The organism is Actinomadura sp. KC06, assembly GCF_004348735.1.
In the GTDB taxonomy this organism is placed as follows: Bacteria; Actinomycetota; Actinomycetes; order Streptosporangiales; family Streptosporangiaceae; genus Spirillospora.
In genome coordinates this window covers 1-14,434 of record NZ_SMKT01000189.1, presented here as the reverse complement: position 1 = coordinate 14,434, position 14,434 = coordinate 1, and the positions used below count along the sequence as shown (strand labels likewise).

The 14,434-nt window shown below is 76.0% G+C and carries 13 protein-coding genes and 1 pseudogene; 7 read left to right on the top strand and 7 right to left on the bottom strand.

What is annotated here, in order from left to right; translation table 11 throughout:
* Positions 1 to 33: 33 nt before the first annotated feature.
* Complete coding sequence (locus E1287_RS36865) at positions 34 to 738, bottom strand: spermidine synthase (RefSeq protein WP_131969915.1); 705 nt, start codon at positions 736 to 738, stop codon at positions 34 to 36.
* Between the two features lie 95 nt (positions 739 to 833).
* Between E1287_RS36865 and E1287_RS36860 the strand changes: the two genes are divergently transcribed.
* Positions 834 to 1,382 carry a GNAT family protein gene (locus E1287_RS36860; RefSeq protein ID WP_207934680.1) on the top strand — a complete coding sequence of 183 codons (549 nt, stop codon included), beginning with the start codon at positions 834 to 836 and terminating at the stop codon, positions 1,380 to 1,382.
* Between the two features lie 82 nt (positions 1,383 to 1,464).
* A complete protein-coding gene (locus E1287_RS36855) occupies positions 1,465 to 2,442 on the top strand; it encodes a trypsin-like peptidase domain-containing protein (RefSeq protein WP_131969914.1) in 978 nt (325 codons plus the stop codon).
* A gap of 24 nt (positions 2,443 to 2,466) precedes the next feature.
* On the opposite strand, the gene E1287_RS36850 is transcribed toward E1287_RS36855, so the two are convergent.
* Entirely contained in the window at positions 2,467 to 3,432 is a 966-nt protein-coding gene (locus E1287_RS36850; RefSeq protein ID WP_243719691.1) for a helix-turn-helix domain-containing protein, read from the bottom strand.
* A gap of 97 nt (positions 3,433 to 3,529) precedes the next feature.
* Here E1287_RS36850 and E1287_RS36845 point away from each other — a divergent pair, with 97 nt between their 5' ends.
* Positions 3,530 to 4,321 carry an NAD(P)H-dependent oxidoreductase gene (locus E1287_RS36845; RefSeq protein ID WP_131969912.1) on the top strand — a complete coding sequence of 264 codons (792 nt, stop codon included), beginning with the start codon at positions 3,530 to 3,532 and terminating at the stop codon, positions 4,319 to 4,321.
* A 47-nt stretch (positions 4,322 to 4,368) separates the two neighbouring features.
* Here E1287_RS36845 and E1287_RS36840 read toward each other — a convergent pair whose 3' ends face one another.
* Both E1287_RS36840 and E1287_RS36835 read right to left on the bottom strand, forming a co-directional pair.
* On the bottom strand, positions 4,369 to 5,154 hold the full coding sequence (locus E1287_RS36840; RefSeq protein ID WP_131969911.1) for a class I SAM-dependent methyltransferase: 786 nt from the start codon (positions 5,152 to 5,154) through the stop codon (positions 4,369 to 4,371).
* Positions 5,155 to 5,277: 123 nt separating this feature from the next.
* On the bottom strand, positions 5,278 to 6,573 hold the full coding sequence (locus E1287_RS36835; RefSeq protein WP_131969919.1) for a serine hydrolase domain-containing protein: 1,296 nt from the start codon (positions 6,571 to 6,573) through the stop codon (positions 5,278 to 5,280).
* 141 nt (positions 6,574 to 6,714) lie between these two features.
* On the opposite strand from E1287_RS36835, the gene E1287_RS36830 reads away from it, so the two are divergent.
* The gene (locus E1287_RS36830) at positions 6,715 to 7,644 is read left to right on the top strand and encodes a LysR family transcriptional regulator (protein WP_243719690.1); all 930 of its coding nucleotides are present in this window, start codon (positions 6,715 to 6,717) and stop codon (positions 7,642 to 7,644) included.
* A gap of 34 nt (positions 7,645 to 7,678) precedes the next feature.
* Here E1287_RS36830 and E1287_RS36825 read toward each other — a convergent pair whose 3' ends face one another.
* Positions 7,679 to 8,695 (bottom strand): Rv2578c family radical SAM protein, encoded by a 1,017-nt coding sequence (locus E1287_RS36825; protein WP_243719689.1) that lies wholly within the window; start codon positions 8,693 to 8,695, stop codon positions 7,679 to 7,681.
* Positions 8,696 to 8,858: 163 nt separating this feature from the next.
* On the opposite strand from E1287_RS36825, the gene E1287_RS36820 reads away from it, so the two are divergent.
* The 3 genes from E1287_RS36820 to E1287_RS36810 all read left to right on the top strand — a co-directional run bounded on the left by E1287_RS36820 (position 8,859) and on the right by E1287_RS36810 (position 11,967).
* Positions 8,859 to 10,460: a family 10 glycosylhydrolase gene (locus tag E1287_RS36820; RefSeq protein ID WP_131969910.1), complete on the top strand. Its 1,602-nt coding sequence runs from the start codon at positions 8,859 to 8,861 to the stop codon at positions 10,458 to 10,460.
* Positions 10,461 to 10,506: 46 nt separating this feature from the next.
* On the top strand, positions 10,507 to 10,710 hold the full coding sequence (locus E1287_RS36815; RefSeq protein ID WP_243719688.1) for a DUF3040 domain-containing protein: 204 nt from the start codon (positions 10,507 to 10,509) through the stop codon (positions 10,708 to 10,710).
* Positions 10,711 to 11,241: 531 nt separating this feature from the next.
* Entirely contained in the window at positions 11,242 to 11,967 is a 726-nt protein-coding gene (locus tag E1287_RS36810) for an ATP-binding protein (protein WP_131969909.1), read from the top strand.
* Positions 11,968 to 11,998: 31 nt separating this feature from the next.
* Here E1287_RS36810 and E1287_RS46470 read toward each other — a convergent pair whose 3' ends face one another.
* Positions 11,999 to 13,165: a WYL domain-containing protein gene (locus E1287_RS46470; RefSeq protein ID WP_131969908.1), complete on the bottom strand. Its 1,167-nt coding sequence runs from the start codon at positions 13,163 to 13,165 to the stop codon at positions 11,999 to 12,001.
* A 107-nt stretch (positions 13,166 to 13,272) separates the two neighbouring features.
* A pseudogene (locus E1287_RS36800) lies at positions 13,273 to 14,434 on the bottom strand (hypothetical protein); the annotation flags it as partial.

The following is a 14,434-nucleotide window of genomic DNA, read 5'->3' as shown; positions in this document are numbered from 1 at the left end:
AGTTGTGTATAAGAGACAGGGGCGGGAGAGCGCTCACCGGCCGGTGACGGGTTCGCGGGCCAGGTAGACGACGTCGGGTTCGCCGCGGGGCACCGGCACCGGCCGTGCCCGCACGTGCGCGAACCGGTCCCGCAGGAGCGCCTCGAACGCGGGCGCGGCGTTCGCGCTCCACACCGCGAGCGTCCCGCGCGGGGCGAGGTGCGCGGCGAGCAGGTCCAGGCCGGTGGGGGCGTAGAGGCGGGCGTTGCCCGGGGTGACGGTCCAGTCGGGGCCGTTGTCGATGTCCAGGCACAGCGCGTCGAAGCGCCGGTCCGGTCCGGGGGGCGGGGCGGTGAGGACGTCGAGGAGGTCGGCGTTGCGGACGGTGACGCGGGGGTCGTCCAGCGCGTCCCGCGACCAGGGCCGCAGGACGGTCCGGTGCCAGGCGATCACCGCGGGCTCGCGTTCGACGACGGTGACGTGCGCGACGCCCGGCAGGGCGAGGGCCTCGGCGAGGGAGAACCCGACGCCGAGCCCGCCGATCAGCACCCGCGCGGCCGCCCCGGCGCGGGCGCGGCCGTCGAGGGCGGCGCGGACCAGGAGCCGTTCGGACTCGCCGTTGCGGGTGTCCATGAGGAACACGCCGTTGCTGATGATCTCGTAGTCGGCGCCGGCACGGCGCAGCACCAGCTCGCCGCCGGCGCCGTCCGCGCGTTCGACCACGACCGGCTCGGCGGCCGTCCCCGGAGCGGCTTCCATACCCGCACCCTACGGCCCCGCGCGGCGGCCGGGCGCGGCCGGTGATCGGCGCAACCGGGTGGTGGGCGGGGCGCGCCGGGCTTACCGTGAGGCCCGTGGACGATCATGTGCGGCTGCGGCCGGTGGCCGAGGAGGATCTGCCGTTCGTCGAGCGGCTGCGGACCGACCCCGACCTGTGCGGCCCGTTCCTGTGGGACGGGTGGCGCGACCCGCGGCGGTTCCGCCGCCGCTGGGAGCAGGACGGCTGGCTCGGCGAGGAGACCGCCACGCTCATGGTCGATGGTGGCCCCGGCGGCGACGGGCCGCTCGGGCTGGTCTCCTACCGGAGGATGCACACCGCCGGGCCGGTGTGGTGCTGGAGCATCGGGATCTCGCTGATGCCCGCGGCGCGCGGGCGGGGCGCCGGGACCCGCGCGCAGCGGCTCCTGGTGGAGTACCTGTTCGCCTACACCCTCGCGCACCGGATCCAGGCCGAGACCGACGTCGACAACATCGCCGAGCAGCGCGCCCTGGAGAAGGCGGGTTTCACCCGCGAAGGCGTGCTCCGCGGCTACGCCTTCTTCGGCGGCCGGTACCACGACGAGGTGCTGTACAGCATCCTGCGCGAGGAACTGCTAAAGGACCCGCGCGAGGACGGGGCATGAGTTCAGCGCGGTGTGAGGCGGCGGGAACACCCCTTCCCCGGCCGCCGTTACCGTGTAACGATGTAATCATCCGGGAGGTGCGATGGTCTCCGACCCCCACGACGGCACGCACGACGAGGCGCCGCTGGACGCCTACTCCCGCGTGGTGTCCGCCGTCGCCCGCGAGCTGACCCCGCGCGTGGCGGCGCTGCGCGTCCGGCACCGGCGCGGTGAGGGCGCCGGGTCGGCGGTCGCGTTCACCGGCGACGGGTTCCTGCTCACCAACGCCCACGTCGTCGGCGCCGCGACCGGCGGGCAGGCCGCGTTCGCCGACGGCGCGACCGCCCCGTTCACCGTCGTGGGCACCGATCCGCTGTCGGACCTGGCCGTCGTCCGCGCGGACGGGCCCGTCCCCGACCCGGTCACGCTCGGCGACAGCGACGCGCTGGTCGTCGGGCAGCTCGTCGTCGCGGTCGGCAACCCGCTCGGCCTGTCCGGGTCGGTGACCGCGGGGGTGGTGTCGGCGCTGGGCCGGTCGCTGCCGACCTCGCAGCCGACCCGCACCGGCACCGTGGTCCGCGTCATCGAGGACGTGATCCAGACCGACGCCGCGCTGAACCCGGGCAACTCCGGCGGCGCGCTCGCCGACTCCCGCGGCCGGGTCGTGGGCGTCAACACCGCCGTCGCGGGGTTCGGCCTCGGCCTGGCCGTGCCGATCAACGCCACCACGCGCCGCATCATCGGCGCGCTGATCCGCGACGGGCGGGTCCGGCGCGCGTTCCTCGGGCTGGTCGCCGCGCCCGTGCCCGTCCCGGCGGTGCTGCGGCCCCGGATCGGGCAGGACGAGGCGCTGCGCGTCGCGGAGGTCGTGCCCGGCAGCCCCGCCGACCGGGCCGGGCTGCGCCGCGGCGACCTGGTCCTCACCGCCGGCGGCCGGCCCGTGTCCACCGCGCAGTCGCTGCAGCGGCTGATGTTCGCCGAGGCGATCGGGCGGCCGCTGTCGATCACGGTGCTGCGCAACGGCGCGATGGTCGACGTCATCGCCGCCCCCGTCGACCTCGACGGCGCCGAACACGCCTGAACCGCGCGCGCGACCGCGCCGCTGTCAGCGGCCGCGGAAGGTGGCACGGTAGGCGGTGGGCGGCACCCCGACGGCCGCCTGCAGGTGCTGCCGCAGCGACGCGGCCGTCCCGAACCCGGCGCGCTCGGCCACCCGGTCCACCGGCAGGTCGGTCTCCTCCAGCAGCCGCCGCGCCCGCTCCACCCGCTGCGCCGTCAGCCACACCTGCGGGGACACGCCCGTCTCCTGCCGGAACCGGCGGGTGAAGGTCCGCACGCTCATCGAGGCCCGCGCCGCCATCCGCGCCAGCGTGACCGGGCCGTCCAGATGCCGCAGCGCCCACGCCCGCGCCGGTCCGGTCGACGCGCGCCGCTGCTCGGGCACCGGGCGCGCGATGAACTGGGCCTGGCCGCCGTCGCGGTGCGGCGGCACGACCGTGCGGCGCGCCACGTCCCCGGCCACCGCGGCGCCGTGGTCGCGGCGGATCAGGTGCAGGCACAGGTCGATACCCGCCGCCTCCCCGGCCGAGGTCAGCACGTCGCCCTCGTCGGCGTACAGGACGGCCGCGTCCACCCGCACCCCGGGGAACATCGCGGCGAACCGGTCGCACGACATCCAGTGCGTGGTGGCGCGGCGCCCCTCCAGCAGCCCGGCCGCCGCGAGCACGAACGCGCCCGTGCAGATCGACGCGATCCGCGCTCCCCGCCGCGCCGCGTCCGCCAGCGCCGCCGGGACCGGGCCCTCGCCGGGGCGGGTCTCGTCCAGCGTGTGCGACGCCGGGACGATCACGGTGCCGGCGGCGGCGACGGCGTCCAGGCCGTGGGCGACCGTCACCGCGAAGTCCGCGTCGGTCGCGATCTCGCCCGGCGCCACCGCGCACGACACCACCTCGTACAGCGGCGCGCCCGCGGCGGAGCGCGCCTGCCCGAACAGCTGGTGGACCAAGCCCAGCTCCAGCGGCAGGACGCCGTCGCGCACCAGCACCGCCACCCGATGCCTCTCCACGATCATGGCCCGATCCTGACACATCTCGGCCGACCGGCCACTCGTGGGGCGTCCCGCCGCGGCGGCAGCATCGGACACGCCCCCGCATCGGAAGGAGAAAGCCATGAACGTCCTGTGGGTCTTCGCGCACCCCGAGGGCCGCTCCCTCAACGGCGTCCTGCGCGACCGCGGCGCCGCCACCCTCGCGCGCCTGGGCCACCGCGTCCGCCACTCCGACCTGTACGCGATGGAGTGGAACCCGGTCGTCGGGCCCGCCGACTTCGGCCACGACCCGCGCGAGCGGCTCGTCGTCGGCGCCGCGTCCGAACGCGCCCACGCCGCCGGCGCGCTGGCCCCCGACATCCGCGCCGAACAGGACAAGATCGCCTGGGCGGACGCGCTGGTCGTGCAGTTCCCGCTGTGGTGGTTCGGGATGCCCGCCATCCTCAAGGGCTGGTTCGACCGCGTCTTCGTCCAGGGGTTCGCGTTCGGCGTCACCGACGCCCGCGGCCGCACCCAGCGCTACGGCGCCGGCGGCCTGGCCGGGCGCCGCGCCCTGGTCGTCACCACCGCCGGCGCCCGCCCCACCGGCCTCGGCCCCCGCGGCGTGCACGGCGACGCCGAGGACGTCCTGTTCCCCCTGCTGCACGGCACGCTGTTCTACACCGGCATGGACGTCCTGCCGCCCCTGGTCGTCCCCTCCGCCGACCGCGCCGGGCCCGCCGACACCGCGGCCACCGCGGCGGCGCTCGACGAGCGGCTGCGCGACCTGCCCACCGCCGCGCCCATCCCGTACCGGACCGAAGCGGGCGGCGACTACGACGACGACCTCGTCCTGCGCCCCGCCCTGGCCCCCGGCCGCACCGGCCTCACCGTCCACCGCGAGGCCCCCGCGTCCCGGACGAACGCCGCCTGACCCCGGCCCCGAGACGGGCGGCGGGCCAGCCGGCGGGCCGGGCGCGGTCAGGGACGGCGGGCCGTGATGATCCAGGCACGCGAGTCGAAGTACACCCCGCCGCCGGTGTCGTGGGCGGCGAGGGCGGCGCGCAGCCGCGTGCGCGCGTGCTCGGCCGCCGCGGCGCCGAGGCCGGCGAGCAGGTCCTCGTCCCAGAGGCGGAGCACGTTGTCGAAGGCGGCGGCGCTGTCCGGGCCGTAGTAGACGGGTTCGTGCACGTCGGTGAAGGCGACGTCCGTGAAGCCCGCCGCGTCCAGGACGCCCTCGGCGGCGGCCGGGTCGGCGAGCGAGAACGGGTCCGGCCCGCCGGCGGGAGAGGGCGTGCCGGGACGGCGGATCGCGGAGGCCCATTCGTTGCGGTCGCGGCCCTGCCAGACCAGCAGCACCAGACGCGCCGCGGGGCGCAGCGCGCGCCCGATGTTGGCGAACGCGGCGACCGGGTCGCCGAAGAACATCGTCCCGAACCTGCTGATGCACAGGTCGAAATGCTCCGGCGGGAAGGGATGCACCTGCGCGTCCGCCTGCTCGTAGGCGACGTTGCGCAGTCCCTGCTCGGCGCTGAGCCGGCGGGCCCGCTCCAGCATCCGCGCGGACAGGTCGACGCCCACCGCGCTCCCGTCGACGGCGGCGCGGGCCGCCTCCCGCGTGGTCTGCCCCGTGCCGCAGCCGACGTCGAGCACACGGTCGCGCGGGCCGACGCGGGCGGCGGCGCGGAAGAGCTCGTTGTGCGGGCGCAACTCCGCGTCGAAGTCGAACAACTCGACCTGGTCGGACGCCTCGGCTGCCACTGCCATCAGCCCCTCTCGCCGGTCACGGGGGGTCGAGCCTCAAGGCCCGGCCATGAACGCCACGCTAGGCCCGGGATTCCATCGGCAAAAGCGTTGATTCTCGATCGAATCGATCATGATTGGCGATGCTTATTCGCCTCGTCCGGACGCGCGGACGTCGGCGCGGGGGTCGGCGCGGCCCGTGTGCAGGTAGCGCGCACGGCCCTGGCCGTCGTCTCCCAGGAACGCGACCGGCCCGTGGCCGGGCTCGGCGGGCAGCAGGGAGTCCCCGCGCCAGCCGAGCAGCTCCGTCCGGTACGGCTCGTCGCCGGCCTGCACCGCCGGGCCGAGGGGGACGTGCTCGAGCCACACCCGCCCCCGCCCGTCCTCGCTCACCGTGGTCTCGCTCGTGCTCGACCGGTAGACGCCCGCGCAGCGCCCGGCGTCCGGGAGCGCCGCCGGATCCGGGACGGGCTCGGCGGGCGTCTCGACGACCCTGCCGAGGATCTCCCTCATCAGCGGCTTGCGGTCGCCGCCGTTGGTGAAGACCGCCACGGACACGTCCCGGCCGGGATCGACCCGCAGCACCGCCGACTGCCCGACGGTGTTGCCGTTGTGGCCGAACACCGGGCCGCCCGGCAGGTCGTAGAGCTCCCAGCCCAGGCCCCAGGCCGTCCCCCAGCCGATGTCCGGCAGGACGACCTGCGGCTCCCGCATCGCCCGCAGCCCCTCGTCGGCGAGATGCGCCCGCGCGAACGCCAGCAGGTCGCGCGGGGTCATGGCGAGCATCGACCCGGCCGGCGCCTCCGAGCGCGTCATCGCCCAGACCGGGACGGGCCGCCCGCCCAGGTGCCCCACCGCCGCGCGGTGCAGGATCGCCTCGTACGGGTCGCTCGCCGCGTGCGTCATGCCCAGGGGCGTGAACAGGTGGTCCCGCATGCACCGGTCGAACGGCTCGCCCCGCACGACCTCCACGATCCGCCCGAGCGCGCAGTAGCCCGCGTTGTTGTAGGAGAACATCTCCCCGGGCGGGAAGATCTGCGGCACACCGGGCAGCAGATCCACGTACTTCTCCAGGCAGTCGTCTCCCTTGCCGGTGTCGGTGAACAGGTCCCCCTCGAACCCGGCCGTGTGGGACAGCAGCTGCCGGACGGTCGCCTCCCGGAACCCGGGAAGGTACCTGTCCACCGGCGCGTCGAGCTCCACCAGGCCCTCGGCGACGAGGCCCATGACCAGCGTCGCCGTCAGCACCTTGGTGATCGACCCGATCTGGAACACCGAGTCGACCGTCGCCTCGACCCCCGTGGCCGTGCTCAGCACCCCCGCCGCCGCCTCGACCACCCGGTCCCCGGCGGCGACGGCGACCGCCGCCCCCGGCACCCCGTGCTCGTGCGCCAGCCCCGGCAGCCGCTCCCGCAGCCACCCCTCGACCTCATCGATCCCCATCCTCACCCGCCCCACCGTAGACGGCTGCGACGGCACCCGTTTCCCCTCCGGCGGCGTCCGGGCGTCCGCCCAGGTGAGTCCCCGCACGCCGTCACGCCGACGACGCCGGACGGGCCGATGCATCACTGGAGACGATGGTTCATGGCCGGATCGATCGCCGCGGGCTATGCTGCGGGCGTGGGCGACGTGGAGCTGCGCCATCTGAGGGCCATGGCCGCCATCGCCGAGGAGGGAACGTTCGGGCGGGCGGCCGCGCGGCTCGGCTACACCCAGTCGTCGGTGAGCCAGCAGATCGCCGCGCTGGAGCAGGCCCTCGGCGGCGCCGTCTTCGACCGTCCCGGAGGGCCCAGGCCGGTGCGGATCACCCCTCTGGGCGAGGTGGTCCTGGCCCATGGCCGCGAGCTGCTGGCGGGATCGCAGGCGCTGGCCGACGCCGTCGACCGCTTCCGCGCGGGCAACGGCAGGATCGACATCGGCACCTTCCCGGGCGTGTCCAGCCTGATCCTGCCGGCCGTCGTCCGGCGGCTGCTGGACGAGCACCCCGGCTGCGACATCCGGCTGTCGGAGATCGAACCGGCCGATCCCCGGATCGGGGACCTCGACCTGGTGTTCCACGACGGCCGGATCGACGGCGACGCCGAGCACGTCAAGCTGTTCGACGAGCACTACCTCCTGGTCGCCGGCGCCGGCGCGTTCCCCGCCGGCCCGGTACCGGCGGAACTGCTCGACGGCGCCCCGATGGTCGCCTGGCCTCCCACCCACCACCAGACATGGCTGGAGCGGACCCTCGCCGGCCACGGCGCCCGGCCGCGGATCGTGTTCCGCACCGCCGGCCACGAGACCATCCTGTCGATGGTGCGGGCGGGCATCGGCTCGGCGGTGCTGCCCTGGCTCGCCCTGCACGGATCCGGCGCCCGGTCCGACGACCGGCTCGGCGTCCACCGGCTGCGCCCCTCGCCCTCCCGCGAGCTGCGCCTGCACTGGCCCGCCAGGCGCACCCGGTCGCCCCTCGCGAGCCGGGCCATCGACATCGCCGTCGAGGCCGCCGGCGACCTCGCCGCCCAGATGTGACCCCGCACCGCCCGGCGACACCGGTGCCGGGGGGCTAGAGCAGGGAGAGCTGCCTCGGAGGCTCGGGCGGCGGCGGCGACGGGGGAGCGGGGCGGTGCGCGGCGCGGTCGCCGATGCCGTAGCGGGCCGCCAGGTCGCGGACCTGGCGGGCGACGTCGTCCTGGTACTCGCGCGGCGCGTAGGCGCCCGACCCGTACAGGCGCGTGTAGGGGACGATCAGCTCCGGATGGTGCGCGCGCAGCCACGCCATGAACCATTCGCGGGCGCCGGGACGCAGGTGCAGCGTGATCGCCGACACCCAGGTCGCGCCCGCCTCGGCGATCTGCCGGACGGCCGCGTCCAGCTGCGCGGGCGAGTCCGACAGGCAGGGGATGACCGGGCCCATCAGGACGCCGCAGCCGATGCCCGCCTCGTTCAGCGCCGTGCACACCGCGAGCCGCCGGCGCGGCGGCGGGGTGCCCGGCTCCGCCAGCCGCCACAGGTCGGTGTCGACCGACCCGACCGACACCGCAGCGCTCACCGCGGCGCGCCCGGCCGCCTCCCGCAGGATCGGCAGGTCGCGCAGGATCAGCGACCCCTTGGTCAGGACGGAGAACGGGTTGGCGGCGTCCCGCAGCGCGGTCAGGATGCCCGGCATCAGCCGGTAGCGGCCCTCGGCGCGCTGGTAGCAGTCGACGTTGGCGCCCAGCGCGATGTGCTCGCCCCGCCACCGCGGCGACGCCAGCTCCGCCCGGACCCGCTCGGCCGCGTTCACCTTCACCACGATCCGCGAGTCGAAGTCGGCGCCCGCGTCCATGTCGAGATACTCGTGGGTCCTGCGGGCGAAGCAGTACACGCACGCGTGGGAGCAGCCCCGGTAGGGGTTGATCGTCCAGCGGAACGGCATGCGGGACGCCTCGGGGACCTTGTTCACCACCGTCCTGGCGCGGACCTCGTAGAAGGTCATGCCGCGGAACTCGGGGGTGTCGAACGTGCGGGCCACCGCCCGCCGCTCGATCAGCGGCGGCTCGGGGCCCGGGTCGCCGTCCAGCCGCAGATGGTCCCAGCGCACACCCCACCCCTTTCGAACGTCTGAGCGATCGACGTCCGGCCAGTATGGAACGTGTGTTCGAAGATCGCAACGCGGATGCCGGGCGAAACGGGACAGGAAGGCATCACACGGGCATCCGCGTTCCGTACGCAGCATCGCAACGGGTAGGTGACAATGGGCCGCTATGGCATCGCGATTGAGGATCCGGATCACGGCGGCCCTCGCGGCGGGGACGGCGGCGTGCGCGCTGGCGGGCTGCGGCATCCCCGCGCTCGGCGGCGAGAGCGGCGGCCGCGGGCCCGTCACCGCCGGCGCCGAGGCCGAATGCGGCGCCGTCGCCGCGCCCGGCGACGGCGGCCGGTCGCGGCAGCTGCGCGCCATGTGGATCGCCACCGTCGCCGGCATCGACTGGCCCAAGGACACCGGCGACCCCGCCGCGAAGCAGCGCGCGCAGTTCACCCGGCTCCTGGACACCGCCACCGCGATGAACATGAACGCCGTGTTCGTGCAGATCCGCCCCAACTCCGACGCGTTCTACCCCTCCCCGTACGAGCCGTGGTCGCAGTGGATCACCGGCACGCAGGGCAAGGACCCCGGCTACGACGTCCTCGCCTTCATGATCAAGGAGGCGCACGCCCGGAACCTGGAGTTCCACGCCTGGTTCAACCCCTACCGCGTGTCCCGCCAGGACGACCTGAACAAGCTCTCGCCCAAGAGCCCCGCCCGGCAGCACCCCGACTGGGTCCGCAAGTACGGCGCCGGCCTGTGGTACGACCCGGGCATCCCGCAGGTCCGCGACCTGGCCACCAGGGCCGTCATGGACGTCGTCGCCAAATACGACATCGACGCCGTCCACTTCGACGACTACTTCTACCCCTACCCCGAGGGCAAGGAGTTCCCCGACCAGGCCACCTACAAGGCCCACGGCGGCGGCATGGACAAGGGCGACTGGCGCCGCGGCAACGTCGACACCCTCGTCCGGTCCCTGTCGGGGAAGATCCACGACAAGAAGCCGTGGGTGCGGTTCGGGATCAGCCCGTTCGGGGTGTGGCGCAACGCCAGCACCGACCCGCGCGGGTCCGACACCCGCGCCCTGCAGAGCTACGACGACATCTACGCCGACACCCGCACCTGGATCAAGAAGGGGTGGATCGACTACGTCACCCCGCAGCTGTACTGGCCGATCGGCGACCCCCGCGCCGACTACGCCGAGCTCGCCGGCTGGTGGGCCGACCAGGTCGAGGGCACCGACGTGCAGCTCACCATCGGGCAGGGCGCCTACCGCGTCGGCAAGGACGCCGCCTGGAAGGACCCCGCCGAGCTGTCCAGGCACCTCACCCTCAACGCCAAGCACCCGCAGATCCGCGGCGACGTGTACTTCAGCGCCTCCGACATCGTCTCCAACCGCCGCGGGTTCGCCGCCCGGCTGCGCGAGGACCACTACCCCCGCCCCGCCATCCCGCCCATCCCGGCCGGGCGCGGCGGGAAGGCGCCCCCGCCCGTCCAGGACACCGCCGCCGTCCCCGCCGGCGGCAAGGGCGTGAAGGTGACCTGGCGGCCGTCGCAGGGCGCCACCTCCTACGCCGTCTACCGGGTGGACGGCAAGCGCCCCGGCTGCGCCCCCGTCGACCCCGAGCGCCTCATCGCCAACGTCCGCGGCGGCGGCATCGTCGACCCCGGCGCCAAGCCCGGCCGCACCTACACCTACTACGTCACCGCGCTGGACCGCCTCCACCACCAGAGCGCCCCCGGGCGGGGCGCAACCGTCACATCGCCCCAGGGATAACGATCATGCTCCGCGGGGAGAATCCAGACACCTGACCCCCGGAGGTATGAGCATGGCGCTGTCGATGGAGGAGCAGCGGATCCTCACACAGATCGAGGTCCGCCTGAGCGAGGACGAACCGCGGCTGGCCCATCGCCTCGCACGGCTCGGCGCACCCCGCCGCCGCGCCCGCACCGTCGTCCTCGCCGCGGCCGCCGTCATCATCGTCCTCGCCGCGATCGGCGCCGCGATCGCCGCGGCCGTCCTGTGACACCGCCGTAACCCGGCCCCCCGCCCGCCCCGCTCTGATGCGGCGCTCGCGCCGGCCCGGGACGGCCGTGCGCGCCCCCTGCCCGCCCGCAGGCGCGCGAACGCCGATGCCCCGGCGAGGACCTCCTCGCCGGGGCATCGGCGTTCAAGCCGGTGTGGTGGTCGCCTCACGGCGAAAGGCACAACGAAGCTCCAGCCCGGACCGCATGGGACCGGCGGTATTCCCCGAAGGCGTCAGGTAGAGCCCGGGGGACACATGCCACACCGACCCGTCCACTGTAACGGCTCCCCGCGGGTGCTCCTCCACCGCGCCCCCGATGTCCCGATCACCTCACCCCCGGGTGAGGCTTGCCTGAACCCGTGCACCCCGCCCGCGCGGGACGCGTCCCCGACTGTGACCGCACGCTCGCGGCGCCGGGCGACGGCGGCCAGGGGACGGCCGCCGACCCGGTGAAGACCGGCACAGAGCAGAGACCGGCACAGAGCAGAGACCGGCACAGAGCAGAGACCGGCACAGACGGGAGAAGCGACAGTGACCACCACGGGGACCGGAACCAGGCGACCCGCCGACGCGGCCGCCGCCCGCGGCGGGGGCCGCGACACGACGCGCCGCACCGGCGGCACCGGCCTACCGGACGACACCGAACCCACGGACGCCGCAGACACCGCCGCAGACGCGGAGGCGGGTGCAGACCTCGCGGCGGGCGCCGTTGTCGGCGTCGCCGCGGGCGACGTTGCGGGCGGCGGCTCGGACAGCGGCCTGGACGACGGCCCTGAGAGCACCGGCGGCGGTGCGGGCACCGGGGAGCGCGATGCCGGTGGTGCGGAAGCGGGGGCGTGGGAGCTGGCAGCCGAACCCGCCGCCGCGGCCCGCGCGCGCGGCCTCACCCGCCGCGCCCTGCGGGAATGGCGCGTGAGCGACCCCGGCGACGTCGACGACGTCGTCCTCATCGTCGACGAGCTCGTCACCAACGCCGTCGTCCACGGCGCCGGGCCCGTCCGCCTCGCGCTGCGCCTGCGCGGCGACCGCCTCGACGGCGAGGTCGGCGACGCCGCGCCCGCCGAACCGTCCGGCCCGCGCAACCCGCTGGCGGGGGCCGCGCCCGCCGAGCCGCGCGTCCTGGACTGGGCCGAGGCCGGACGCGGGCTGCTCCTGGTCGCCGCCCTCGCCACCGGCTACGGCGCCCGGCCCGAACCGTCCGGCAAGACCGTCTGGTTCACCCGCCGCCTCGCCACCGGCGGCCCCCGGCCCGCCTGACCCGCGCGGCGACAGGGGGACGGCCCGGCCGTCAGGCCTGCAGGGGGCAGCGGTCCACGACCCAGACCTCTTCGTCGTCCCCGGACGGGGCCGGCGGCGGCTCGTCGGTCAGCCGGTCCAGATGCCACTCGATGTGCGCCAGCGGGCCCCGCCAGCCCGCCAGCAGGTCGGCCAGCGGACGCGGCGGGCCCGGCGGGCCGTAGGGGCGCGGGTCGGGCAGCTCCCCCTCCCACAGCGCGTCGTCGCAGCCCGCCGCCCAGTGCGCCACCGACTCCAGCACCTCCTCCAGGTCGCGGGCCAGCTCGCCCAGCGACCGCAGCGCCATCGCGTCCTGGATCATCCGCTCGCGCGCGTCGAAGCGCATCTCCCGGTCGAACCCGTCGGGGAACCGCGGGCGGCGCCCCGCCAGCACCGGCTCCTCGTCCGTCGCCGCCGACCGGATCGCCGCCGCCTGCCACCGCGTCCACTCCGCCAGATGCCCCAGCACGCCCCGCAGCGCCGCCGCCCCCGCGCCGCGCGACGCGCGGCGTGACGCGCGGCGGGCCGAGCCGGTGGGCACGACCTCCGCCGTCGCGTCCCGCAGCCGGGACCGGACGAACTCCAGCCGGTCCAGCGTCCACGCACGCGCCCGCGCGGCGCCCGCCGGGCCGCGCGGACCCGCCCGGTCCTCCGCCAGGGCCGGGGGGCGGGGCATCGGCACCCGCAGCGCCGCCAGCAGCGCGTCCAGGTCGCGGACCTCGCCGCCGCGCCCCGACAGGAACGCCGCGCCGATCCGGTCCAGCCGGAACATCCGGGGCCCGTCGCGCATCCGGCACCACCCCACCAGGTACTCGGCGTAGGGGGCGATGACCAGGCCGTGCGCCTCCACGTCGCGGAAGCTGCGCGTCCCCGACCGGTCGGTGTAGGCGAGCCGGACGATCCGGCGGGTCCGGACGGCCTCGGCGAGAGTGCCGCGCACCGGGCCCACCAGCGACTCCGCCTCCGTCAGCGGCGCCGGCTCCGCCGCGGCGGGCAGCGCGTGCCCGCGGCCCTTCTCCGCCCGCACCGGCAGCCCGCCGTGCGTCAGCAGCTCCAGGTCGCGGCGGACGGTCCGCTCGCTGACCCGCAGCCGCGCGGCCAGCTCCGCCGGGTCCAGCGGCGCGGGCGAGGCCGCGCGGAGCTCGGCGACGAGCGCCAGCAGCCGGTCTACGCGATCCACACCCTCATCGTGACCGCGCCCACCGACATTTCACCGCCCGCAGGGGCCCAAATCCCTTACGGGCAAGGCGAATCGGGCCCCCGGGCGACCGCCCGGCAGCCCCGGGTTCAGCGGCCCGACAGCTCCGCGGCCAGGCCCTCGAAGTCGGCCGCCGTCAGCGACAGCGCGCTGCCGATCGCCTGCGTCGCCTCCGCGCTGCCCAGATGCCGCGCCGCCGCCCGGTCCAGGTACGCCTCCACCAGCCGCGCGCCGGTCAGCCGCCCGCGCGGGCGCAGCGTCCCCACCTCGCGGTTCACCACCGTCCACGCGTCCGACCCCAGCCGCAGCCGCCGCTCCTCGGCCAGCAGCCCCACCAGCGCCGACCGCGCCGCCGCGTCGGAGAAGTCCGGCAGCCGCACCGCCCGCAGGTCGGTCACCAGCTCCGGGGACGCCGCCGACAGCTCACCGACCCGGTCCGGCTCGCACGTGCCCAGCAGCGCGGTGTCGTTGACGCCCTCCAGCCGCGCCCGGAACAGCACCGACGCGTACGCCGGGCCCTGCGCCTCGTCCAGGATCAGGCCGTCCAGGCCGTCCAGCAGCAGGACGTGCCCGGCGTGCTCCTCCAGCGCGGCGCGCAGCCCGTCGGGGCCGTGCTCGCGCAGGTCCTCGGCGTGGGCGCTGCGGACCTGCCCGCTGGAGGCCTCCACCTCCGCCAGCGCCGCCGCGGCCATCCGCGCCAGCCGCCGCTGCCCGCTGGAGGGCGTCCCGATCAGCAGCAGCGCCGGCGCCGACGCGCTGGACACCTCCTGCCCGCGCAGCCGCCGCGCCCACTTCCCGCGCCGCCGCACCTCCGTCACCACGCGCTCGATGTCGTCGGCGCCGCACAGGAACCGGATCCCGTACGCCTCGGCGATCTGCGGGCTGCGCTCCGGCGCGGGCGCCGGGCGCAGCGGGGGCGGCGGCTCGGGCACCGGCGCCGGCGGCGGCGGCAGATCCGCGTGCGGGACGGCCTCCCGCTCCGGCTCCGCAGGCGCCTCAGGAGCCGCAGCGGGGGGCGGTGCGGTGTCCGCGCCGGGCCAGGCGGGGCCCGGATCGAGCTGGGTCTTGAACGCGTCGGTGTCCAGCTGCGTCTCCTGCGGCTCCGCGGGCCACACCGGCTCCGGCGGCGCGGGCGGCAGGCCGGGGAACGGCGGGGGCGCGGCGTCGGCGGTCGTCGCGTCCGGCGGCTGCGGCTGCGGCCACGCCGGGGGCTCGTCCACCGCACGCGTCGGCTCAGGCACCGGGGGAGGG

Excerpts from the sequence above, each read along its gene's own strand:
- E1287_RS36865 (WP_131969915.1), bottom strand. The coding sequence starts at position 738 with ATGGAAGCCGCTCCGGGGACGGCCGCCGAGCCGGTCGTGGTCGAACGC.
- E1287_RS36850 (WP_243719691.1), bottom strand. The coding sequence starts at position 3,432 with ATGATCGTGGAGAGGCATCGGGTGGCGGTGCTGGTGCGCGACGGCGTC.
- E1287_RS36815 (WP_243719688.1), top strand. The coding sequence starts at position 10,507 with ATGAGCATGGCGCTGTCGATGGAGGAGCAGCGGATCCTCACACAGATC.
- E1287_RS36830 (WP_243719690.1), top strand. The coding sequence starts at position 6,715 with ATGGCCGGATCGATCGCCGCGGGCTATGCTGCGGGCGTGGGCGACGTG.
- E1287_RS36845 (WP_131969912.1), top strand. The coding sequence starts at position 3,530 with ATGAACGTCCTGTGGGTCTTCGCGCACCCCGAGGGCCGCTCCCTCAAC.
- E1287_RS36840 (WP_131969911.1), bottom strand. The coding sequence starts at position 5,154 with ATGGCAGTGGCAGCCGAGGCGTCCGACCAGGTCGAGTTGTTCGACTTC.
- E1287_RS36855 (WP_131969914.1), top strand. The coding sequence starts at position 1,465 with ATGGTCTCCGACCCCCACGACGGCACGCACGACGAGGCGCCGCTGGAC.
- E1287_RS36820 (WP_131969910.1), top strand. The coding sequence starts at position 8,859 with ATGGCATCGCGATTGAGGATCCGGATCACGGCGGCCCTCGCGGCGGGG.
- E1287_RS36835 (WP_131969919.1), bottom strand. The coding sequence starts at position 6,573 with ATGGGGATCGATGAGGTCGAGGGGTGGCTGCGGGAGCGGCTGCCGGGG.